The sequence below is a fragment of the Microbacterium sp. GXS0129 genome (assembly GCF_044769785.1).
In the GTDB taxonomy this organism is placed as follows: Bacteria; Actinomycetota; Actinomycetes; order Actinomycetales; family Microbacteriaceae; genus Microbacterium; species Microbacterium nymphoidis.
Map to the genome: position 1 here is coordinate 957876 of NZ_JBIZVZ010000001.1, position 20659 is coordinate 978534.

16 protein-coding genes are annotated in these 20659 nt (G+C 69.3%); 12 read left to right on the forward strand and 4 right to left on the reverse strand.

The genetic code is table 11. From position 1 onward, the window contains the following. The first annotated feature begins 108 nt into the window (after positions 1-108). Positions 109-2613, forward strand: a complete 2505-nt coding sequence (locus tag ACIQJ5_RS04250) for a bifunctional lysylphosphatidylglycerol flippase/synthetase MprF (RefSeq protein WP_402841217.1) — start codon at positions 109-111, stop codon at positions 2611-2613. Next, positions 2613-3920, forward strand: a complete 1308-nt coding sequence (locus ACIQJ5_RS04255; RefSeq protein ID WP_402841219.1) for an alpha/beta hydrolase — start codon at positions 2613-2615, stop codon at positions 3918-3920. The genes ACIQJ5_RS04250 and ACIQJ5_RS04255 overlap by 1 nt, the downstream gene beginning before the upstream one ends. A 75-nt stretch (positions 3921-3995) precedes the next feature. On the opposite strand, the gene ACIQJ5_RS04260 is transcribed toward ACIQJ5_RS04255, so the two are convergent. Further along, on the reverse strand, positions 3996-7700 hold the full coding sequence (locus ACIQJ5_RS04260; RefSeq protein ID WP_402841222.1) for a multifunctional oxoglutarate decarboxylase/oxoglutarate dehydrogenase thiamine pyrophosphate-binding subunit/dihydrolipoyllysine-residue succinyltransferase subunit: 3705 nt from the start codon (positions 7698-7700) through the stop codon (positions 3996-3998). A gap of 316 nt (positions 7701-8016) precedes the next feature. Between ACIQJ5_RS04260 and ACIQJ5_RS04265 the strand changes: the two genes are divergently transcribed. From ACIQJ5_RS04265 to ACIQJ5_RS04295, 7 genes are all read left to right on the forward strand, one after another. Further along, on the forward strand, positions 8017-9333 hold the full coding sequence (locus ACIQJ5_RS04265; RefSeq protein WP_402842039.1) for a hemolysin family protein: 1317 nt from the start codon (positions 8017-8019) through the stop codon (positions 9331-9333). Further along, complete coding sequence (locus ACIQJ5_RS04270; protein ID WP_231092686.1) at positions 9330-10379, forward strand: hemolysin family protein; 1050 nt, start codon at positions 9330-9332, stop codon at positions 10377-10379. The genes ACIQJ5_RS04265 and ACIQJ5_RS04270 overlap by 4 nt, the downstream gene beginning before the upstream one ends. A 20-nt stretch (positions 10380-10399) precedes the next feature. Continuing rightward, complete coding sequence (locus ACIQJ5_RS04275; protein ID WP_402841225.1) at positions 10400-11206, forward strand: NAD(P)H-hydrate dehydratase; 807 nt, start codon at positions 10400-10402, stop codon at positions 11204-11206. Beyond that, positions 11203-12516: a glycosyltransferase 87 family protein gene (locus tag ACIQJ5_RS04280; RefSeq protein ID WP_402841228.1), complete on the forward strand. Its 1314-nt coding sequence runs from the start codon at positions 11203-11205 to the stop codon at positions 12514-12516. The genes ACIQJ5_RS04275 and ACIQJ5_RS04280 overlap by 4 nt, the downstream gene beginning before the upstream one ends. Beyond that, on the forward strand, positions 12513-12824 hold the full coding sequence (locus tag ACIQJ5_RS04285) for a thiamine-binding protein (RefSeq protein WP_231092689.1): 312 nt from the start codon (positions 12513-12515) through the stop codon (positions 12822-12824). Before ACIQJ5_RS04280 ends, ACIQJ5_RS04285 begins: the two co-directional genes overlap by 4 nt. Positions 12825-12896: 72 nt before the next feature. After that, positions 12897-13574, forward strand: a complete 678-nt coding sequence (locus ACIQJ5_RS04290) for an NUDIX hydrolase (RefSeq protein ID WP_402841232.1) — start codon at positions 12897-12899, stop codon at positions 13572-13574. A gap of 87 nt (positions 13575-13661) precedes the next feature. Further along, positions 13662-14852 carry an MFS transporter gene (locus ACIQJ5_RS04295; protein WP_402841235.1) on the forward strand — a complete coding sequence of 397 codons (1191 nt, stop codon included), beginning with the start codon at positions 13662-13664 and terminating at the stop codon, positions 14850-14852. Between the two features lie 131 nt (positions 14853-14983). Here ACIQJ5_RS04295 and ACIQJ5_RS04300 read toward each other — a convergent pair whose 3' ends face one another. The 3 genes from ACIQJ5_RS04300 to ACIQJ5_RS04310 all read right to left on the reverse strand — a co-directional run bounded on the left by ACIQJ5_RS04300 (position 14984) and on the right by ACIQJ5_RS04310 (position 18406). Beyond that, entirely contained in the window at positions 14984-16195 is a 1212-nt protein-coding gene (locus ACIQJ5_RS04300; protein WP_402841238.1) for a homoserine O-acetyltransferase, read from the reverse strand. A 59-nt stretch (positions 16196-16254) separates the two neighbouring features. Beyond that, positions 16255-17007 carry a DUF1345 domain-containing protein gene (locus ACIQJ5_RS04305; RefSeq protein ID WP_402841241.1) on the reverse strand — a complete coding sequence of 251 codons (753 nt, stop codon included), beginning with the start codon at positions 17005-17007 and terminating at the stop codon, positions 16255-16257. Between the two features lie 82 nt (positions 17008-17089). Further along, on the reverse strand, positions 17090-18406 hold the full coding sequence (locus ACIQJ5_RS04310; protein WP_231092694.1) for a bifunctional o-acetylhomoserine/o-acetylserine sulfhydrylase: 1317 nt from the start codon (positions 18404-18406) through the stop codon (positions 17090-17092). A 185-nt stretch (positions 18407-18591) separates the two neighbouring features. Between ACIQJ5_RS04310 and ACIQJ5_RS04315 the strand changes: the two genes are divergently transcribed. Genes ACIQJ5_RS04315 through ACIQJ5_RS04325 form a run of 3 tightly spaced genes read left to right on the forward strand, consistent with a single transcriptional unit; the run spans position 18592 to position 20652 of the window. Continuing rightward, positions 18592-19377 carry an SDR family oxidoreductase gene (locus ACIQJ5_RS04315; RefSeq protein ID WP_402841245.1) on the forward strand — a complete coding sequence of 262 codons (786 nt, stop codon included), beginning with the start codon at positions 18592-18594 and terminating at the stop codon, positions 19375-19377. Continuing rightward, positions 19377-20072, forward strand: coding sequence for a uracil-DNA glycosylase (locus tag ACIQJ5_RS04320; RefSeq protein ID WP_402841248.1), 696 nt, complete (start codon positions 19377-19379; stop codon positions 20070-20072). The genes ACIQJ5_RS04315 and ACIQJ5_RS04320 overlap by 1 nt, the downstream gene beginning before the upstream one ends. Then, positions 20065-20652 carry a GNAT family N-acetyltransferase gene (locus ACIQJ5_RS04325; RefSeq protein WP_231092697.1) on the forward strand — a complete coding sequence of 196 codons (588 nt, stop codon included), beginning with the start codon at positions 20065-20067 and terminating at the stop codon, positions 20650-20652. Before ACIQJ5_RS04320 ends, ACIQJ5_RS04325 begins: the two co-directional genes overlap by 8 nt. Positions 20653-20659: the final 7 nt, after the last annotated feature.

Consider the following 20659-nt stretch of genomic DNA (forward strand, 5'->3'; position numbering starts at 1 on the left):
AGCGAGTCTCCGGTGGGATCTATGCGCCGGCTGTGACGTTGTCGTGAGTCGCCCGTGACGCGCACTCTGCCGTCGCGGCGGGCGGGCTCACGGGTGCACGATCATGAGGTGCCTCAGGTTCCCCCTCCCGCTGAGACCCCGCCCGCACCCGCCGTCGAACGCGCTCGTCGTGCGCGCGAGGCCGTGGCGGCGCTGCGCCGGATCGTCTCCGCCTCCCCGATAGCGACCGTCTTCGGTGCCTGGATGCTGCTCGCCACGGTGTTCCACGGCCCGTGGCGACCCCTGATGGCCGCGGGAGCCGAAGCCACGCTGAGCGATCTGCGGTGGTGGACGGCGTTCACCGCCGTTCTCGTCCCCGACAGTGTGGTGACCGGGACGGTCGCGATCGTCATCGGCGTTCCCCTCCTCGTCTTCGCGGAACGCCACCTCCGTCCCCGGCGTGTGCTGCTCGCCCTCGCCGGCGGCGGCACCGTCGTGGTGCTCCTCGGGGTCTTCATCCAGTCCGGCATCGCGCGGATCCCGGACTTCGCGAACGTGGCGGGATTGAGCGTCGCGGATCCGAGCATCGGCGTCATCTGCGCGGTCAGCGCCGCAGCGGGTGTCGCCCCGACGCTGTGGCGTCGTCGCAGCCGGCTCATCATCGGTCTCGGCGCGCTCGCTGCCGCCCTGTACGCGGGCGATCTGTCCTCCTGGCTCAGCCTGCTCGCCTTCGTGGTCGGCACGATCATCGGCGAGTTGTGGGCCGCGCGCACCCCGCAGACCACCTGGTGGCGCGGGAGCCAGCACGAGCGGCGCACTCTGATCGCGGGGGCCGTGGCGGTGCTCGGCATCGGTCCGATCGCCGCGCTGGTCAACGGCGGCGGACGTGGTCCGCTCTCGGTGGTGGTGGGTGCCTATTCGGACTTCGATCAGCGCATCTCGGCGCGCTGTGCCTCGCACTATCTCCCCGTCTGTGACCACCAGAACATGCTGTTCGTGACGCGGGGGCTCGGTCCCGCCCTGCTGGCCGTCGTCCCCCTGGTCCTGCTGGTCGTGGCGGCGATCGGCCTGCTGGCGGGGCGGCGCTCGGCATGGGTGCTCGCCATCGCCACGAACGGTGTGCTGTTCGTTGCGGCGTTCGGATCCGCGGTGGCGGGAAGTGTGGTGGTGGCCGGAGAGGGATCGCAGCAGATCGTGGAGGCGGTGCTCTGGGGCATCGGCGCACTCGCCCTGCCCGCGGCGACGATCCTCGTGCTCGTGCTGGCGCGGTCGGTGTTCGCGGTGCGCAGCACGCGTGCCGCCGTGCACCGGTTCGCGCTCACCGTGGCCATCTGCTTCGGGGTGTTCGCCGTGGTGTTCTTCCTCGGTGAGTGGATGCTGCGGGGAGCCTGGAATCAGCCGCCCACGCCGGGCGAACTGCTCGGAGACGCGCTGCGGCGGTTCCTGCCGCCGGGACTGGTGCCCCTTCCCGGCGGCACCCGCTTCCCGCACCACGGACCCGGCCTGTTCCTCTGGCAGTGGGTGGGGGTCGTGTTCTGGGCCTTCTTCGTGGCGGCTGTGCTGCGTCTGTTCTCACGCACCCGCACCGAGCAGGTCGCCGCATCCGATCCCTATCGTGCTCTGGTCACGACGACGGACGCCGGCACGCTCGGCTGGCTGGGGACGTGGGAGGGCGCGCGGCACTGGTTCTCTGAGGACGGCGCGTCAGCGGTGGCCTACCGGCTTCAGGGCGGCGTCGCCATTGCGATCTCTGATCCGGCAGCGGACGACGAGCACCGCGAGGGTGCGATCCGCGGCTTCGTGGAGTTCTCCTCGGCCCACGGGTGGACCCCGGTGTTCTACAGCGTCCATGACGACACCCGCCGGATCCTGGAATCGCTGGGGTGGAGCAGCATGCCGGTGGCGGAGGAGACGGTCCTGCATCCGCGTACCTTCACGATGGCGGGCAAAGCGGGCGAGAAGGTTCGCCACCCCGTCACCCGGATGCGTCGCGAGGGAGTCCTGCCGCTGTGGACCAGCTGGGCGGAGCTCTCGCGCGCCCACGCGCGGCAGATCCGTGAGATCAGTGAGCACTGGGCCTCGGAGAAGGCGCTGCCGGAGATGGGCTTCACGCTCGGGTCGGTGCCGGAGATGCAGGATCCGGCGGTGCGTCTCATGCTCGCCGTCGCGGCGGATGACACGGTGCTGGGCGTGACCAGCTGGGTGCCGGTGCATCGCGGTGGAGAACTCGTGGGCTGGACCCTCGATGTGATGCGGCGCGCGCCCGAGTCGCCCAACGGCGTGATGGAGTTCCTCATCGCATCTGCCGCGCTGCAGATGCAGGCAGACGGGGCGGAGGTCCTCAGCCTCTCCGGAGCGCCGCTCGTGCAGTCGGACGATGCCGCCGCCCGGCGGGGGAGCATCGACGGACTGCTCGCCAGCCTGTCCGCGGCCCTGGAGCCGCTGTACGGATTCGCCTCCCTCTTCCGGTTCAAGAAGAAGTTCCGCCCCGAGTACGCGACGCTGAGCATGGTGTATCCCGACCCCGTGGAACTGCCCGCCATCGGGTACGCGCTGGTGCGGACCTACCTGCCCACGGCGAGCGGTCGCCACCTGGTGGAGTTCGCTCGCGGACTGTTCGAACGGCGGTCCTGATGGGAACGTGGCTCCTCACGATGGAGCTCATCGATTCGCCGGTGCGGACCGTGGTGGGACTGCTCGTACTCGCCCTCGTGACGGCGGTGATGGTGCGTGGGCGGCGTCCGCTGCGCCATCTCGCCGGGGCACTGGTCGGCGCCGGCGCCGTCAGCGTGGCCGTGCTCTCTGCGCAGTCGGCGAACGCGTTCGCCGGACCGCTCCCGGCGGGAACCGCGCCCTGGGTGCTGGTGACGGGAGCCCTTGCGGGCATCGGCATGATCGCGCTGATCACCGGCGGCTGGTGGCGGCGCGCGGCTGCGGTCCTGCTGGTCGTGGCGAGCGCGTTGTCACTGGGGCTCGCCGTGAACGCGCTCTACGGCGTCACCCATACTCCGGCTGCCATCATCGGGATCGATGTCGGTCCCGCGGCCGAACTGCCGCCCCTGCCCGTGGACGAGCAGCGGCCGACGATCGCAGAGTGGAAGCCGCCGGCGGACCTGCCCGCGCAGGGGCGCACGGGCGTTCTGCGCGGTGATGAGCGGATCGTTCCCTCTCTCCCGTACGCGCCCCGGGATGCGTCGGTGTATCTGCCGCCGGCGGCGCTGGTGGCCGATGCCCCGAAGCTCCCGGTGGTCGTGATGATGATGGGGCAGCCCGGCTCACCCGACATCACGCCCATCGCCACGGCCGCGGACGCGTACGCTGCGGCGCATCACGGGCTCGCACCGATCGTGGTGGTGGTCGATCAGCTCGCCGGGAACCCGCAGAACGACCCGGTGTGCACGGACTCCGCGACATACGGCGCCGTGGCGACCTACGTGAACGTGGATGTGCCCGCCTATATCCGATCGCACTTCGCCGTGCTGCCGGACGTGTCCGCATGGACGATCGCGGGCTACTCGAACGGGGGCGCGTGCGCCTTCTCCTGGGGGGTGCAGCATCCGCAGACCTGGGGCGTCATCGGAGACGTCTCCGGCAACGAGTACCCCGGTTCGGAGAACCCCCAGAACGCGGTCACGACCGCGTGGGCGGGGGACGAGAGCGCTTACCGGGCGTCATTGCCCGCAGCGGTGCTCGCGGCGGCGAAGCCGGGAACCTACAACGATCGTCACGCGATATTCACCCACGGCGATCAGGACACGGTCTTCGGACCCGGGCAGGTCAGGAACGCGGCACTCGCGCAGCAGGCGGGCTTCCGCGTGAGCGCACTGACGATTCCGGGCGAGGGGCACGTGCGCGGCGCACTCACACAGGGACTGGACTATCTGCTGGCCACGGTGGGCACGGACGCCGGCTTCGACGCGTTCGCGACCGCGGGCGGGTAGCCCGGCCCCGCATGCCACGTGACCGTGACGACGAAGGCCCTGCACAAGTGCAGGGCCTTCGTCGTCACGGTGATGTCAGTTCAGTGCGCGGCGGAGCAGGTCGGCCTGCTCCAGCGCGTGGATCTTCGACGAACCGGTGGAAGGGGACGCGGCTGCGGCGCGCGTGACGTGTCCGAGCGGGCGACCCTTCAGCAGCGGGGCGACCTCCAGGGCCATGAACGGCCACGCACCCTGGTTCTCCGGCTCGTCCTGGACCCAGATCAGCTCGGCATCCGGGTAGCGCGCGAGGATCTCGTTGAGCTCGTCGACCGGCGCCGGGTAGAGCTGCTCGACGCGCACCAGGGCGATCGACTCGTTCGGCGTCTTCTCCAGCTCGGACACCAGATCCCAGTGGATCTTTCCGGAGTGCAGGAGAACGCGCGTGACCTTCGACGCGTCGACGCCGCGCTCGTCGTCCAGCACCGTCCGGAACGTCCCGGAGAGGAAGTCCTCCACGGGGCTGGAGGCGCTGCGCAGACGCAGCATGCCCTTCGGGGTGAACTCGATGAGCGGACGACGCGGCTTGGCGTACGCCTGGCGGCGCAGCAGGTGGAAGTGCTGGGCCGGCGTGGAGGGACGGGCCACGGTCATGTTGTCCTGGGCGCACAGCTGCAGGTAGCGCTCGATGCGTGCCGACGAGTGGTCGGGTCCCTGGCCCTCGTAGCCGTGCGGCAGCATCAGCACGACGCTGGACTGCTGGCCCCACTTCTGGTCGGCGGAGGAGATGTACTCGTCGATGACCGACTGCGCACCGTTGGCGAAGTCACCGAACTGGGCCTCCCACAGCACGAGAGCCTCGGGGGCGGCCACCGAGTAGCCGTACTCGAACGCCATGGCGGCGTACTCGCTCAGCAGCGAGTCGTAGACCCAGAAACGTGCCTGCGTGTCGGAGAGGTTGCCCAGCGGCAGCCATTCCTGACCGTTCGCGCGGTCGTGCAGCACGGCGTGGCGCGAAGCGAAGGTGCCGCGACGGGCGTCCTGACCGGTGAGGCGCACCGGGGTGCCCTCCAGCAGCAGGGAGCCGAATGCGAGCAGCTCGCCGAAGCCCCAGTCGATGCCGCCGTTGCGCGACATGTCGGCACGCTTGTTCAGCAGCTGCTCCAGCTTGGGGTGCACCGTGAAGCCGGCCGGCTTGTTGGTGAACGCGTCGCCGATGATCTGCATCGTCTCGGAGGAGATGCCCGTGTTGTCCGGAGCGCCGGCCACTGCGGGCGCACCCTGCTCGTTGACCACGGGGATCGCGCCGGTCTGTGCGGCATGCGTCTCGGCGAAGGCGACCTCGAGACGGTCCTGGAAGTCCGCCTTGGTCTGCTCGTACTCGGCTTCGGTGATGTCGCCGCGACCGACGAGCGCCTCGGTGTAGAGCTTGCGGACCGAACGCTTGGCCTCGATGAGGTTGGTCATCAGGGGCTGCGTCATCGAGGGGTCGTCGCCCTCGTTGTGGCCACGTCGGCGGTAGGAGACGAGGTCGATCACGACATCGCGGTGGAACTTCTCGCGGTACTCGAAGGCGAGCTGGGCCACGTGCACGACGGCTTCGGGGTCATCGCCGTTGACGTGGAAGATGGGCGCCTGCGTGGTCTTGGCGACGTCGGTGGCGTACACCGAGGTGCGCGAATCACCGGGAACCGTGGTGAAGCCCACCTGGTTGTTCACGACCACGTGGATGGTGCCGCCGGTGCGGAACGCGCGCAGCTGCGACATCTGCAGCGTTTCGACGACCACGCCCTGACCGGCGAACGCCGCATCGCCGTGGATCAGGATGGGCAGCCACGTGAACGAGCCGATCGGGTGACGGTCCTGCTTCGCGCGGACGATGCCCTCCAGCACACCGTCGACCGTCTCCAGGTGCGACGGGTTGGCAGCCAGCTGGATCGGCAGCTCGCTGCCGTCTTCGGCGACGAACGTGCCTTCCGTGCCCAGGTGGTACTTCACGTCACCCGAGCCGAGCTTGTTGCCCGGGAGGGTGGATCCCTCGAACTCGCGGAAGACCTGACCGTAGGTCTTCCCGGCGATGTTGGTGAGCATGTTCAGACGGCCGCGGTGAGCCATACCGATGGCCGCGCCGTCGAGGCCGGAGCGCGCGGCACCCTGCAGGATCTCGTCCATCAGCGGAACGAGGGATTCGGAACCCTCGAGCGAGAAGCGCTTCTGCCCGACGTACTTGGTCTGCAGGAAGGTCTCGAAGGCCTCGGCCTCGTTCAGCTTGCTGAGGATGCGCAGCTGCTCGTCGTGACCGGGCTTCTGGTACTTGACCTCGATCTTCTCCTGGAACCAGGCGCGCTGCTCGGGGTCCTGGATGTGCATGTACTCGACGCCGATGGTGCGGCAGTAGGAGTCGCGCAGCACTCCGAGCACTTCGCGCAGCTTCATCGTGCGCCGGCCGCCGAAGCCGCCGACGACGAACTCGCGGTCCAGGTCCCAGAACGTGAGACCGTGGGTCTCGATCTCCAGGTCGGGGTGCGAGCGCTGCACGTACTCGAGCGGGTCGATGTCGGCCATCAGGTGACCGCGCACACGGTAGGAGTTGATGAGCTCCTGGACGCGGGCCTGCTTGTCCACGCGCTCGGCGATGTCCACCTTGATGTCGGCGGCCCAGTGGATGGGCGCGTAGGGGATGCGCAGCGCGGCGAAGATGCCCTCGTAGAACTCGCGCTGGCCGATGAGCAGCTCGTGCACCTTCTTGAGGTACTCGCCCGAGCCCGCGCCCTGGATCACGCGGTGGTCGTAGGTGCTGGTGAGGGTGATCACCTTGCCGATGGCCAGCTCATTGAGCACGCGCTCGCTGGCGCCGGCGAACTCCGCCGGGTACTCCAGCGCACCGGCGCCGATGATCGAGCCCTGACCCTTGCTGAGGCGCGGCACAGAGTGCACCGTGCCGATGCCGCCCGGGTTCGTGAGCGAGATGGTGGTGCCGGCGTAGTCGGCTGCTGTCAGCTTGTTCACGCGGGCGCGCTGGACGAGATCCTCGTACGCGGCCAGGAACTCGGTGAAGCTCAGCGTCTCGGCCCGCTTGATGGAAGGAACCACCAGGGCGCGGGTGCCGTCGGGACGGGGAAGGTCGATGGCGATGCCGAGCCCGATGTGCGCCGGCGCGATGACCGAGGGCTTGCCGTCGATCTCGTCGTAGTAGACGTTCTGGCTCGGGAACTCCTTCAGCGCCTGGATCATGGCCCAGCCGATGAGGTGGGTGAAGCTGATCTTGCCGCCGCGGGTGCGCGCCATGTGGTTGTTGATGACGATGCGGTTGTCGATCATCAGCTTCGCGGGGATGGTGCGGACGCTGGTGGCGGTGGGGATCGTCAGCGAGACGTCCATGTTGGCGGCGATGGTCTTGAAGATGCCCTTGAGAGGCGTGACGACGTCCTCCTGGGCCTCACCGGCATCCGCAGCGGGAGCGGTGGCCTTCGGTGCCTGCGCGGGGATCGGCTGCGGGGCTGCCGGCTTGGCGGTGGTGCGTGCCACCGGTTGACCGTTGTTCTGTGCCGGCGCCTCAGCGGCCGGTGCCGCCGGGGTGGCGGCTGCGATCGGGGCGGATTCCGGCGTCGCTGCCGGGGCGCCGGGGGTGGCCGGAGCGGAACCGGTGGCCTTCTGGTGGTAGGACTCGAGAACCGGCCACCACTCCTTGTCTACGGAGTTCTTGTCGCTCTTGTACTGCTCGTAGAGCTCTTCGACGAGCCACTCGTTGGCCCCGAATTCTCCCTCGCTCGAAGCCCCGCCAACGCTCGAGTTGCTCGACACGCTTGATCGCCCACTTTCGTCGTGTGATCTCGTCACGCACGCGGAGATCTCCCGCGTGCTTTCGACAGACAAGCCTAGTCCAGAACGGCAGGCCTCCGGGAGTTTGTCCACGCCCGCGACACGCCGTCGATCCCGGATGGTGCGGCGCTGAGCCGGGCACGCTCCCAGCAGCGTCCGTTAGACTCGTGCGCACCATGGACGACCCTCCGAGTTGCAGACCCTCGCCCGTCACTGATCCGCCCGCGGATCACCGCATCCGCCGGGGCGTGTCCGCGTCCGGCCGCCGCATCGGTGGTGAGAACCGCTGATGCAGCCGATGGATTACGTCCTCCTGGGCGTCGGAATCCTCCTCACCGTCGGAACCGGTCTCTTCGTCGCGAGCGAGTTCGCGCTCGTGAACCTCGACCGCGCGGATCTCGAAGCCCGCCGAGAGCGGGGGGAGACGCGCCTGTCGATGACGATCGCGGCGTTGAAGATCACGTCGACGCACCTCTCCAGCGCTCAGCTCGGCATCACCTTGACCACGCTGCTGACAGGCGTGACGCTGGAGCCCGCGCTGGCGAAGCTGCTCGAGCCCGCGCTCGAACTGCTGTCGCTTCCCGCATCGATCGCCGCCCCCGTGGGCACCGTGATCGGCATGACGATCGCGACCGTGCTCTCCATGATCATCGGCGAGCTGGTGCCCAAGAACTTCGCGCTCGCGCTGCCGCGTCAGACGGCGCAGCTGGTGATCCCGTTCCAGACCGTGTTCACCACGGTGTTCCGCCCGGCGGTGGCCGTGCTGAACGGATCCGCCAACGGGATCCTGCGCGCCATGGGCATCGAGCCCAAGGAAGAGCTGAGCGGTGCCCGCTCTGCCGAAGAGCTCTCCAGCCTGGTGCGCCGTTCGGCGATGGCCGGCGTGCTGGAAGCGGACACGGCCTCGCTGCTGGATCGCTCCCTCACCTTCGCCCGCCTCACGGCGGGGGATGTGATGACCCCGCGTCCGAGCGTGGAGGCCCTGGCCGGAGACGCCACGGCGGATGACGTCATCGACGCGGCCCGGCGGACCGGGCTCAGCCGCTTCCCGGTGTACGACGACGACCTGGACGACGTCACCGGCATCGTCCACCTGAAGGCGGCCGTCTCCGTGCCCCGCAGCAAGCGCATCCATGTTCCCGTCGGCGCGCTCGCCGAGGACGCCCTGCGCGTGCCGGAGACGCTCCACCTGGACGCGCTCATCGGTGAACTGCGCTCGCGGGGATACCAGATGGCCGTGGTCGTCGACGAGTACGGCGGGACCGCGGGTGTGGTGACGCTCGAGGATCTGGTGGAGGAGATCGTCGGCGACGTGCTCGACGAGCACGACCGTCGGCGCGTGGGCATCACCCGCCGCGGGCAGAGCATCGTGTTCCCGGCCGAGCTGCGCCCCGACGAACTGCGCGACCGCGCGGGGGTGCACGTCCCCGAGGGCGAGGTCTACGACACGGTGGGCGGCTTCCTCATGAGCCGTCTGGAGCGGATCCCCGCCGTGGGAGATGAAGTCGAGATCGACGAGGGCACGCTGCGTGTGGTGCGCATGGACGGACGACGCGTGGATCGCGTGGAGTTCATCGCGAACCCGGTGACGATCGATGAGGAGGCGGGCCGATGAACGACTGGGCAGGCCTCGCATGGCTGGTGGTGCTGCTGCTCGGCAACGCCTTCTTCGTCGGCGCGGAGTTCGCCGTCGTCTCCGCGCGGCGGTCGCAGATCGAACCGCTCGCCGAGCGCGGATCCCGCGCGGCGCGCACCGCGCTGTTCGCGATGGAGCACGCGACCCTGATGCTTGCGACATCGCAGCTCGGCATCACGATCTGCTCGCTGCTGATCCTCAACGTGTCGGAGCCGGCGCTTCACCATCTGCTGGCGGGCCCGCTCGGACTGACGGGGATGAGCGAGGATGCGGTCAAGACCGTCGCGTTCATCATCGCCCTCGTGGTCGTCTCGTACCTGCACGTGGTCTTCGGCGAGATGGTTCCGAAGAACCTGGCGTTCTCGGTGCCGGATCGGGCCGTTCTGCTGCTCGCGCCGCCTCTGGTGTGGGTCTCGAAGGTCTTCCACCCGGTGATCTGGACGCTGAACTGGCTCGCGAACGGGGTGGTCCGCCTGTTCCGGGTGGAGCCCAAGAACGAGGCCGGATCCACCTTCACGCTGGAAGAGGTGGCCACGATCGTCGCGACCTCCCGCGCCGAGGGTGTCCTCGACGATGCCGCAGGCACGGCGCTGGCGGTGGTGGAGTTCACCGACAAGAAGGTGCGCGACATCGCCGTGCCTCGCGAGAAGCTGGTCACGCTGGCGCGCACGGCGACGCCCGAGGACCTCGAATCCGCGGTGAAGCAGTATGGCTTCTCCCGCTACGTCGTGGTGGACGAGGACGGTGAGCCGACGGGGTACGTCCACATCAAGGACGCGCTGCGGGTCTCCTCGGATGCCCCGGAGGCGAGCACCCACCCGATCCCCGCCAAGCGGATCCATGCGCTCGCACCGGTGCAGGACACCACGGATCTGGAGGACGCCCTGGCCATCATGCGTGATGCCCATCAGCACGTGGCGCGGGTTCGCGACAGCGCCGGTGCCACCATCGGCGCGCTGTTCCTGGAGGACATCATCGAGGAACTCGTGGGAGAGGTGCAGGACGCCACACGGCGTCTGCGCTGAGGCCGCGGTAGCGTTTCCTCATGACGAAGCTCTGGCAGGCGGACGACGCCGCACGCATCGTCCGCCCGCCGAGCATCGACGACGACAAGTATCGTCGCGGTGTCGTCGGAATCCACACGGGCTCCGCGTCGTATCCCGGCGCCGCTCTCCTCGGCGTGGAGGGCGCCTGGCGGGCGGGGGCCGGAATGGTCCGCTACAGCGGCCCGGCCCCGGCCGACCTGATCCTGCAGCGCCGTCCGGAGACCGTCATCGGAACGGGTCGTGTGGGGGCGTGGGTCATCGGCTCCGGCACCGACTCCTCCGCCCGATCCGACGCCGACACGTCAGAGCTTCGCGAACTGCTCGCGGACTCCGCCCCCGTCGTGGTCGATGCGGGCGCCCTCGACCTGGCCCACGGCGCCCGCGCGCCGCTGGTGCTCACCCCGCACGCGGGCGAATTCTCCCGCCTCGCCGCGTCGGTGTCGCTGGAGGTGAGCGGCGATCGCGAAGCCGACGCCCGCGCACTGGCCGGCAGACTGCAGGCGGTGGTGCTCCTCAAAGGACATGACACGATCGTGGTGGACCCCGCGGGCGACCTCGTCCACGTGCGAGCCGCCACGGCATGGCTGGCGACAGCGGGCGCCGGGGATGTGCTGGCTGGCGTCATCGGCGCAGTGATCGCACAGAACCCCGATGCCCCGCTGCGCGACGCGGCGGCAACAGCGGCCTGGCTGCACGGCCGTGCCGCCACGATCGCCGCCGGCGCCGACTCGGCGACGGGTCATCCGATCGTCGCCCTGGATGTGGCGGAGGCGCTGCCTGCCGCCGTCGCGGAGGTGGTGGCGTGAAGCGCGTCCTCGGATCCCTGATCAGTCCCGAACGTCTGCGCGTGCTGGGACTCCCGGTGCCCTGGATCGCGTTCGCCCTCGTGCAGCTGTTCGTGCTGTGGGAGGGGTGGGTGCTCCCCAATCAGCCGATGGGCGATGTCTACAACGTCTACGGACCGTGGTCCTCCCAGGCGCTGCAGGGCCGCGTCGTCGGCGTCACCGAGCCCTGGGTCTATCCGCCGGTGGCGCTTGTCCCGATGCTGCTGCCGCGGCTTCTGGTGCTGATCACGGATTACACCATGGCGTGGGCCGTGATGGTGGTGATCCTCAACTTCATCGGCTTCGGCATGCTCCTCGGGCGCGGCACGAGTCGCACCCGCGTGCTGGCCGCGTCCTTCTGGGTGCTGTTCGCCCTCGCCCTCGGTCCGATCGGGCTGTACCGCATCGACGCCGTGACGGTCCCGCTCGCGGTGATCGCCGTGCTGATCATCGCCCGCCACCCCCGCATCGCCGGCGTCCTGTTCGCGATCGGAGCCTGGATCAAGATCTGGCCGGGTGCGATGCTCGTGGCGGCCGTGGTGGCGCTGCGCTCGCGGTGGCGCGTGCTCGTGCCCGCGATCGTCTTCAGTTGTGCCGTGATGCTCGTCGTCGTCCTCGGCGGCGGCGCCGGTCACCTGTTCGGCTTCCTCACCACGCAGTCCGATCGCGGGCTCCAGGTGGAGGCCCCGGTGAGCACGCCGTACACGTGGGCCGCGATGCTGCGGCTGCCAGGTGCCGCGGTGGTCTACAACCAGGACATCGTCACCTTCCAGGTGACCGGTGCGGGCGACGATGTCGTCTCCGCCCTCACCACGCCGCTGCTGGTACTGGTGGCCGCGGCCATCGCGATCATCGGAGTGGTGAAGGTGCGCGCCGGCGTGTCGGAACGACGCCTGCTGTCCCCGCTGGCGCTGGCGCTCGTGCTCGCCTTCATCGTCTGCAACAAGGTGGGCTCACCCCAGTTCCAGATCTGGCTGATCGCTCCGGTGGTGCTGTGGATCCTGTGGGGCCGGCGCGGCGTGCTGCCCTACGCGCTGCTGTCGATCGCCTCGGCTCTGCTCACGCAGTTCATCTACCCGATCATGTACGACCGGGTGCTCACCGCCCATGTCTCGGCGGTACTGGTGCTCACCGCCCGAAACGCGATCCTGGTCGGCATGCTGATCGCCCTGATCGTGCGGCTGGTGCGGCTGCCCGTCGCGCCCGGCATGGTGCAGGCTGGGATCACGGTCCCGGTGGCCGGTATCGATGCATCGACGTTCGCCGCGGGCGAGGAAGAGAGACAGCCATGATCGTCGCATTCTCGGTGGCACCGAGCGGCACGGGTCGCGAAGACGGCTCGGTCCACGACGCGGTCGCCGCAGCCGTACGCGTGGTGCGTGAGTCCGGACTTCCGCACGCCACCTCCAGCATGTTCACGGAGATCGAGGGGGAGTGGGACGAGGTCATGGACGTCGTCAAGCGCGCGACCGAGGCCGTGCTGCCGTTCGGCTCACGCGTCTCACTGGTGCTGAAGGCCGACATCCGTCCCGGATACACCGGTGAGCTCTCTGGCAAGCTGGAGCGTCTCGAACGCGCCCTCGAGGAAACCGCGGACTGAGGCGCCGACACCGGCTGGGCCCTGCCGCGCGGGCCTTCGTCTCCGGGGCGCGTACCTGCGAGAGAATCGAGCATGACCTCGATCGCGGATGACGACCTGCCCTGGGCGGCCACGGTGATGCTGCTGCGCTCGGTGGCGGACGGCGGGGTCGAGGTTCTGATGATGCAGCGCCCCGATCGGGGATCCTTCGCATCGGCGTGGGTGTTCCCCGGCGGACGCGTCGAGGCGGCGGACGTGTCGAGCGACGCAGGCATGACCCTGCGTCGTGCCGCCGTCCGGGAGGTCGCGGAGGAGACCGGACTGCACGTTGAGGTCGATGCCCTCGTACCGGTATCGGAATGGATCCCGCCGGTGACCGAGCCGAAGCGCATCCGCACATGGTTCTTCGCGGCATCCGACCCTGGCGGGCGCATCCGCGTGCAGGCATCGGAGGTCGTGCGGGCGGAGTGGTTCCGTCCCGCGGACATGCTCGCCCTGCACGCAGCGGGGGACGCCCGGCTCTATCCGCCGACGTTCGTCACACTGCTGAATCTGCGCGATGCCGTCGATGCCGAATCCGCGCTGGCCCGGCTCGAGGGGGCGAGCGTTCGCACGTACGCCACGCTGGCGCGCATCATCGACGGCGCGCGGATGTTCAGCTGGGACGGCGACGACGGAACCGCCGCAACGCCCGAGGACCAGCGTCACCGCCTCGACGCGTCGGCCCTGCCCTGGCGGTACGTCCCGCCGCGTCCGTCCGCCGGATCGTAACGATTCGACCCCCGTGTTCGTGAGGGTTCACCGCAGCATTAGAGTGGTGCGGTGACCTCATCGACATCCTCGAGGGGGATGGCGACGATGGCACTCCTCTCCCTGGCCGTAGGCTCCTTCGGCATCGGCATGACCGAGTTCGTGATCATGGGCCTGCTGCCCGAGATCGCGCAGTCGACCCTCGCCACCCTGTGGAGCACCGACTCCGAACAGGCCATCGCGCAGGCCGGCTGGCTGATCAGCCTCTACGCGCTGGGAGTGGTGGTGGGCGCGCCCACGATCTCGGGCTTTCTCGCCCGTTATCCGCGTCACCGGGTGATGATCGGGCTCGCTGCCGCGCTCGCGGTGTTCAACGCTGCGATCCTCATCGCCCCTACCTTCGAATGGGTGGCGCTGACACGGTTCCTCGCGGGGCTTCCGCACGGCGCATACTTCGGGATGGGCGCGCTGGTCGCGGCCGATCTGCTGGGCCCTGGCAAGCGCGCGCAAGGGGTGGCCTTCGTGCTCACCGGCCTCACGGTCGCGAACGTCGTCGGTGTGCCGGCGGGAACGTTCATCGGGCAGAATCTGGGCTGGCACGCGGCCTTCGCCATCGTGGCGGCCATCTTCGCCCTGGCCACGGCGATGATCGCCATCTTCGTCCCCGCCCATGAGGGCGACCCGTCCCGCACCATGCGCGCGGAGCTGGGCGTGTTCCGCATCGGCCAGGTGTGGGCGACCCTCGCGGTCGGCGCCATCGGCTTCGGCGGGTTCTTCGCCGTCTACAGCTATGTGTCCCCGCTCGTCACCGAGGTGGCCGGATCGCCCGCGTGGGCGGTGCCGATCGTCCTCGTGGTGATGGGCCTCGGCATGACCATCGGCAACCTCCTGGGCGGACGCCTGGCCGACCGGGATCTTCCGCGGTCGCTGCTGGGCTCGTTCGTGGCGCTCATCGTCTCGCTGATCCTGCTCGCCCTCACGAGCGGCTGGATCGTCACTCTCGTGATCTTCATCTTCGCTGTCGGTGTCTCGTCGGCGATCGCATCGCCGACCATCCAGACCCGGCTCATGGACGTCGCACAGGACAACCAGTCGATCGCGGCCGCGATGAATCACTCGGCGCTCAACATCGGCAACAGCCTGGGGGCCGCCCTCGGCGGAGCGGTGATCGCGGCGGGCTGGGGGTTCCAGGCTCCGTCCTGGGTCGGCGCCGCGCTCGCCGGGCTCGGCCTGGTGCTGGCCGCGTTGTCATTGCGCGCTGACCGGGACATCAGCCTGCGCGCCACCCTCCGTCGCTGAAGCCGTGGGTGCCGGTGGTCTCAGAAGATGCACTGCGGCGTCCGGTGGTGTGCCGGATGTGAGACCACACAGGTGCTGCTGGTCTCAGAAGATGTACCGAGACGTCCGGTGGTGTGCCGGATCTGAGACCGCTAGGCCGGGGCGTCCAGCAGACGGCGCAGGTGCGCACCGACGGCGCTGGTCTCGATGAGGAAGCCATCGTGTCCGAAGTCGCTGGAGAGCACCACGGCCCGGTCGCCATCGAGGGTGTTGCGGATGCCGCGCGCGATGCGGTGCTGGCCGTCGATGGGGAACAGGCGGTCGCTATCTATGCCGAGGACCAGGGTGGTCGCGGTGACTCGCGCCAACGCATCCTCCACACCGCCTCGATCTCGGCCGACGTCGTGTGAGTCCATCGCGCCGACCAGGATCCGGTAGCTGTTCGCGTCGAAGCGGCGGGTGAACTTGTTGCCGTGGAAGTCGAGGTAGCTCTCCACGGCGAAGCGGCCGTCATCGCCGATGGGGCTCACCGAGGACTGCCATGATCGTCCGAAGCGCTGGTTGAGCTCAGACGGGCTGCGATAGTTCAGCAGCGCCATGCGCCGAGCCAGGGCCAGACCGCGGTGTGGCCCCTCGCCCGCACCGGAATCGTAGTAGTCGCCGCCCTGGAACGCCGGATCGATCGCGATCGCCTCCAGCTGGACGGAGTTCAGCGCGATCTGATCCGCCGTGTTGACCGGGGGAGAGGAGAGCACGGCGAGGCGGGCCACACGTTCGGGGGTCTCGATCGCCCACTCCAGGGCATGCATGCCGCCCATGGAGCCGCCCACCACGGCCGCGAACCGATCGATGCCCAGCCGGTCCGCGAGCCGGCGCTGTGCGCGCACCTGGTCCCGCACGGTGAGGTACGGGAAGCGGGAGCCCCATTCGCGCCCGTCCGGGCCGATGCTGGACGGGCCCGTGGACCCCTGGCATCCTCCGAGGATGTTGGGCGCGATGACGAACCACTGGTCGGTGTCGATCGCGGCGCCCGGGCCGACGATCTCCTCCCACCATCCCGCCGTGGGGTGACCCGGCCCGGCGTCGCCGCGCACATGGCTGTCGCCGGTGAGCGCGTGCAGGATCAGCACCGCGTTGTCGCGGGCCTCGTTCAGCTGGCCCCAGCTCTCATACGCCAGGCGGAAGGCGGGAAGTCGTCCGCCGGCATCCGTGCGGAACTCGTCGAACGCGGCGAAGCTGCGATGGCCGACCGGGTCGCCGTCGCGCCAGGCCCCGGTCACCGGCGGGCGGCCGAGCAGGGATCGCGCATCGGCCTCCGTCACCGGTGATGACGGAACGGTGTCCTCGGAGATCTGCCAATCCACGCCACCATTCTCCCGTGTTCGCCGCGTTGGAGGCCAACTGTGACGCCGTGTGCGTCGGATCAGCGCGCGGTGACCAGTCCCACGACGAGAGAGACGGTCATCGCCACCACCAGCGCGTTGAAGACGAAGGCGAAGACGCCGTGCGTACGGACGGCCACGAGACCCGCGCGCGTGCGGGCGGTCCCGCCGGCAGCCGCACCGAGGGCGGACATCAGCATGGCCATCGACACGAAGTCGCTGAACTGACTGGTCTCGTCGATGTCGAACTCGATGCGTTCGCCGCCGGCATCCAGACGCAGATAGCGCAGCGCGAACGAGTAGACCATCGCGCCCCAGGATGCGGCGACGGCCGCCACCACGAGCAGGATCCGCCACTCCTCGCCCGGGCCCACACCGAGCACCGCCGTGCCGAGAGCGACGACGAGGGCGATGAGTGACGCGCTCACCGTACCGGTGCCGTCCGCTCCCGCACCGAGGAGCGCCGCCGTCGCACCCGGACGGCGGTGGTGCTGGATGTCGGCGATGCGCCGCAGTTCCTCACGCGGCGTCCGCGAGAACAGCAGATGCGTCCACGCCAGATAGATGATCGAGTAGACGATCCAGAAGACGCATCCCGTGGTGAGGACGGCGGCGATGACCTCTTCGCGCCCGCTCGCGAGGGTGAGCGGCCAGAGCCTTCCCGATCCCTGTGACAGCTGCAGGATGCCCACGCCGATCAGCACCAGCACCGCGCCGATCGCGGATGCCGTGCCGGCGCGGTGATCGTCGTCGAAGGCTCGAGGGTACTGACGATGCGAGCGCCGGGATGCCATGCCGCCACCCTATCGAGGAGCCGTGCCACGACATGACGGAGGCGCCCCGCGAGCGAGGCGCCTCCGTCATGTCACCGCGCGATCAGACGCGAGCGGACTCCGCCTGTGCACGAGCCGCGGCCAGGCCGACCTCCAGGTCCGCCTTGAGGTCCTCGATGTTCTCCAGGCCCACCGACAGACGGATGAGGCCCGGGGTCACGCCGCTGGTGAGCTGCTGCTCCGGCGTCAGCTGCGAGTGGGTGGTCGAGGCCGGGTGGATCACCAGCGAGCGCACATCGCCGATGTTGGCGAGGTGGCTGAACAGGCTGAGGTTGTTCACGAACGCCCGGCCGGCGTCGACGCCGCCCTTCAGCTCGAACGAGAACACCGCGCCGGCGCCCTTCGGTGCGTAGGTGTTGGCGTTGGCGTACCACGGCGACGACGGGAGCCCGGCGTAGTTGACCGAGGCGATGTCGGGGTGGTTCTCCAGCCACTCGGCCAGGTCCTGGGCGTTCTGCACGTGGCGCTCGATGCGCAGCGAGAGCGTCTCGATGCCCTGGATCAGCTGCCAGGCCGAGGCCGGGGCGATCGCGGAGCCAAGGTCGCGGAGCAGCTGCACGCGTGCCTTGATGATGTAGGCGAGAGCATCGCCCACCGCGGTGGTGTAGCTGGCACCGTGGTACGAGGGGTCCGGCTCCGTGAGGCCCGGGAACTTCTCGACGTTCTGCGACCACGCGAACTTGCCGCCGTCGACGATGGCCCCGCCGAGGACGGTGCCGTGACCGCCCAGGAACTTGGTGGCCGAGTGGATGACGATGTCGGCGCCGTGCTCGAAGGGGCGGATGAGGTAGGGCGTGGCGATGGTGTTGTCGACGATCAGCGGGATGCCCGACTCGTGTGCGACGTCGGCGACGCGGCGGATGTCGAGCACGTTGACCTTCGGGTTGCCGATGGTCTCCGCGAAGAAGAGCTTGGTGTTGGGGCGGACCGCGCGGCGCCATTCCTCGGCGTCGTCCTGGTCCTCGACGAACGTGACGTCGATGCCGAGCTTGCCCAGCGTGTACTTGAAGAGGTTGTAGGTTCCGCCGTAGATCGCGGAGGAGGAGACGATGTGGTCCCCCGCCTGAGCGATGTTGAGAACGGCGAAGGTGGACGCGGCCTGACCCGATGCCAGCAGCAGTGCACCCGTACCGCCTTCGAGCGCGGCGATCCGCTGCTCCGCGACGTCCTGCGTGGGGTTCTGGATGCGCGTGTAGATGTTGCCGAACTCGGCCAGCGCGAACAGGTTCGCCGCGTGGTCGGTGTCCTTGAACACGTACGCGGTGGTCTGGTAGATCGGCGTGGCGCGTGCACCGGTGACGGGGTCCGGCTGAGCGCCGGAGTGGATCTGCTTGGTCTCGAAACGCCAGTTGTCGGACATGAGTGCTCCTTCGGGTCGGCGGCCCGATTCGACCGCGTCCCCCGAGAGTAGGAAGCCGCCACCTCCTACACCAATGTGCCGGAAATGTTACGTAACCTCTTCCGGTTCATTGCGCGGGAATTGCTCCCATATCGGTCCCTGTGGCGCGAATTGCGCACGATGAAACGGGAGGTAGCGTGGATTCCATGACGACACGCACCGCAGTGGTGACAGGGGCGAGCTCCGGCATCGGCCGGGCGACGGCAATCGCGCTGGCGAAGACGGGGTGGGACGTGGTGGGCGTGGCCCGCCGCGCGGAACGCCTGCAGGAACTCGCCGACGCGCACGGCATCGCGGTGTTCGCCGCGGACCTCACCGACCCCACCGACGTGGCGGCGCTGGCGGACTGGCTGCAGCAGCGCGGGGCCGTGCACTCTGTCGTGCAGGTCGCCGGAGGCGCCGCCGGCACCGAGCGCGTGGAGGACGGCCGGCCGGAGGACTGGGAGTGGATGTTCCAGGCGAACGTGCTGGCGACGCAGCGACTCGTGTCCGCCCTGCTCCCGCAGCTGCGGGAGGCGATTGCGACGGGCTCCCACGCCGACCTGGTGTTCGTTACCTCGACGGCAGCACAGACGGCCTACCCGGGTGGCGGCGGGTACAACGCCGCGAAGGCGGGGGAGTCGATGCTCGTGCAGGCGCTGCGCCTGGAGCTCAACGGCGAGCCGATCCGTGTGGTGGAGATCGCCCCCGGCCTGGTGCACACGGAGGAGTTCACGCTCAACCGTCTGCGTGGCGACGACGCGGCGGCACAAAAGGTGTACCAGGACGTCGAGGCTCCGCTGGTCGCGGAGGACGTGGCCGACGTGATCGCCTACGCTCTCAACGCGCCGGCGCACGTGAACCTGGATCTGGTGACGATGCGCCCCGTGGCACAGGCCGCCGCGCATCTGCTGGCACGCGGCCCCCTTCGTCCCCGCGGGTACGAGTCCTGATGGCGAAGTCGCTGTCGGAGCTCGCCGATGCCGGGCTGATGGATGCCGGATGGGCCGAGGCGCTGCAGCCCGTCGCTGGCGACATCGCCGCACTGGGTGAGCGTCTGCGCGGCGTGGTGGCCGAGGGTGGCCACTACCTGCCGGCCGGGGACGCCGTGCTGCGAGCCTTCCAGGCTCCCCTCGATGACGTGCGCGTGCTGATCGTGGGACAGGATCCCTATCCCACCCCGGGTCACCCCATCGGGCTCTCGTTCGCCGTGGACCGCCACGTGCGGCCGCTGCCGCGCAGCCTCAGCAACATCTACCGCGAGCTCAACGACGATCTCGGGATCGCGCCGGCGCCGCACGGGGATCTCACGGCGTGGACCGAGCAGGGCGTGATGCTGCTGAACCGGGTGCTCACGGTGGCACCGGGTGCCCCCGCCTCCCACCGCGGCTGGGGATGGGAGAAGGTCACCGATCACGCCATCCGCACGCTCGTCGCCCGCGACCGTCCGCTGGTCGCGATTCTGTGGGGCCGGGATGCTCAGTCCCTCGTCCCGATGCTCGGCAGCACGCCGACCGTGCAGTCCGCGCATCCCTCGCCGCTCTCAGCCAGCCGGGGCTTCTTCGGGTCGCGTCCGTTCTCGCGGGTGAACGAGCTGCTGCGACAGCAGGGCGCTGCCGATGTGGACTGGAGGATCCCGCATGAATGACGAGGCCCCGATCCGGCTCGGGGAGGAGCGGCACCTGGAGACCGTGTACGGCATTCGTCCTGCCGAGCCCGCTGACCTCGCGGAGGTCGCCGAGATCTACGCGCACTTCGTCCGCCGGTCGGTGGCCACCTTCGACGAGTCGGCTCGATCGCTGGAGGAGTGGCACGAGAAGTTCGACGCGCTCGCCGCCGTGGACCTGCCGTTCCTCGTCGCCCATTCGCCGCGCGACGGCGTGCTCGGATACGCGCTGCTGCAGCCGTGGTCGGCGAAATCCGCGTACCGGTTCACCACGGAGAACTCGATCTACCTCGCCCCCGGTACCGAGGGGCAGGGAATCGGCCGGGCGTTGCTCACCGCGCTGCTGACGGCGGGATCACAAGCCGGTGTGCGCCAGGTCGTCGCGGTGATCGTCGAGGGCGGAGACGCCTCGATCGCCCTGCACCGCAAGCTCGGCTTCACCGAAGTGGGGCATCTCGCGAAGGTCGGGCGCAAGTTCGACCGGTGGCTGGGGATCGTGCAACTACAGCTCGAGCTCCCGCGGCCCGAGCAGCCCCTGCCACCGGATCACTACCGCTACTGACGTTCGG

Excerpts from the sequence above, each read along its gene's own strand:
- ACIQJ5_RS04255 (WP_402841219.1), top strand. The coding sequence starts at position 2,613 with ATGGGAACGTGGCTCCTCACGATGGAGCTCATCGATTCGCCGGTGCGG.
- ACIQJ5_RS04265 (WP_402842039.1), top strand. The coding sequence starts at position 8,017 with ATGGATTACGTCCTCCTGGGCGTCGGAATCCTCCTCACCGTCGGAACC.
- ACIQJ5_RS04270 (WP_231092686.1), top strand. The coding sequence starts at position 9,330 with ATGAACGACTGGGCAGGCCTCGCATGGCTGGTGGTGCTGCTGCTCGGC.
- ACIQJ5_RS04275 (WP_402841225.1), top strand. The coding sequence starts at position 10,400 with ATGACGAAGCTCTGGCAGGCGGACGACGCCGCACGCATCGTCCGCCCG.
- ACIQJ5_RS04285 (WP_231092689.1), top strand. The coding sequence starts at position 12,513 with ATGATCGTCGCATTCTCGGTGGCACCGAGCGGCACGGGTCGCGAAGAC.
- ACIQJ5_RS04290 (WP_402841232.1), top strand. The coding sequence starts at position 12,897 with ATGACCTCGATCGCGGATGACGACCTGCCCTGGGCGGCCACGGTGATG.
- ACIQJ5_RS04295 (WP_402841235.1), top strand. The coding sequence starts at position 13,662 with ATGGCACTCCTCTCCCTGGCCGTAGGCTCCTTCGGCATCGGCATGACC.
- ACIQJ5_RS04305 (WP_402841241.1), bottom strand. The coding sequence starts at position 17,007 with ATGGCATCCCGGCGCTCGCATCGTCAGTACCCTCGAGCCTTCGACGAC.
- ACIQJ5_RS04310 (WP_231092694.1), bottom strand. The coding sequence starts at position 18,406 with ATGTCCGACAACTGGCGTTTCGAGACCAAGCAGATCCACTCCGGCGCT.
- ACIQJ5_RS04315 (WP_402841245.1), top strand. The coding sequence starts at position 18,592 with ATGACGACACGCACCGCAGTGGTGACAGGGGCGAGCTCCGGCATCGGC.
- ACIQJ5_RS04320 (WP_402841248.1), top strand. The coding sequence starts at position 19,377 with ATGGCGAAGTCGCTGTCGGAGCTCGCCGATGCCGGGCTGATGGATGCC.
- ACIQJ5_RS04325 (WP_231092697.1), top strand. The coding sequence starts at position 20,065 with ATGAATGACGAGGCCCCGATCCGGCTCGGGGAGGAGCGGCACCTGGAG.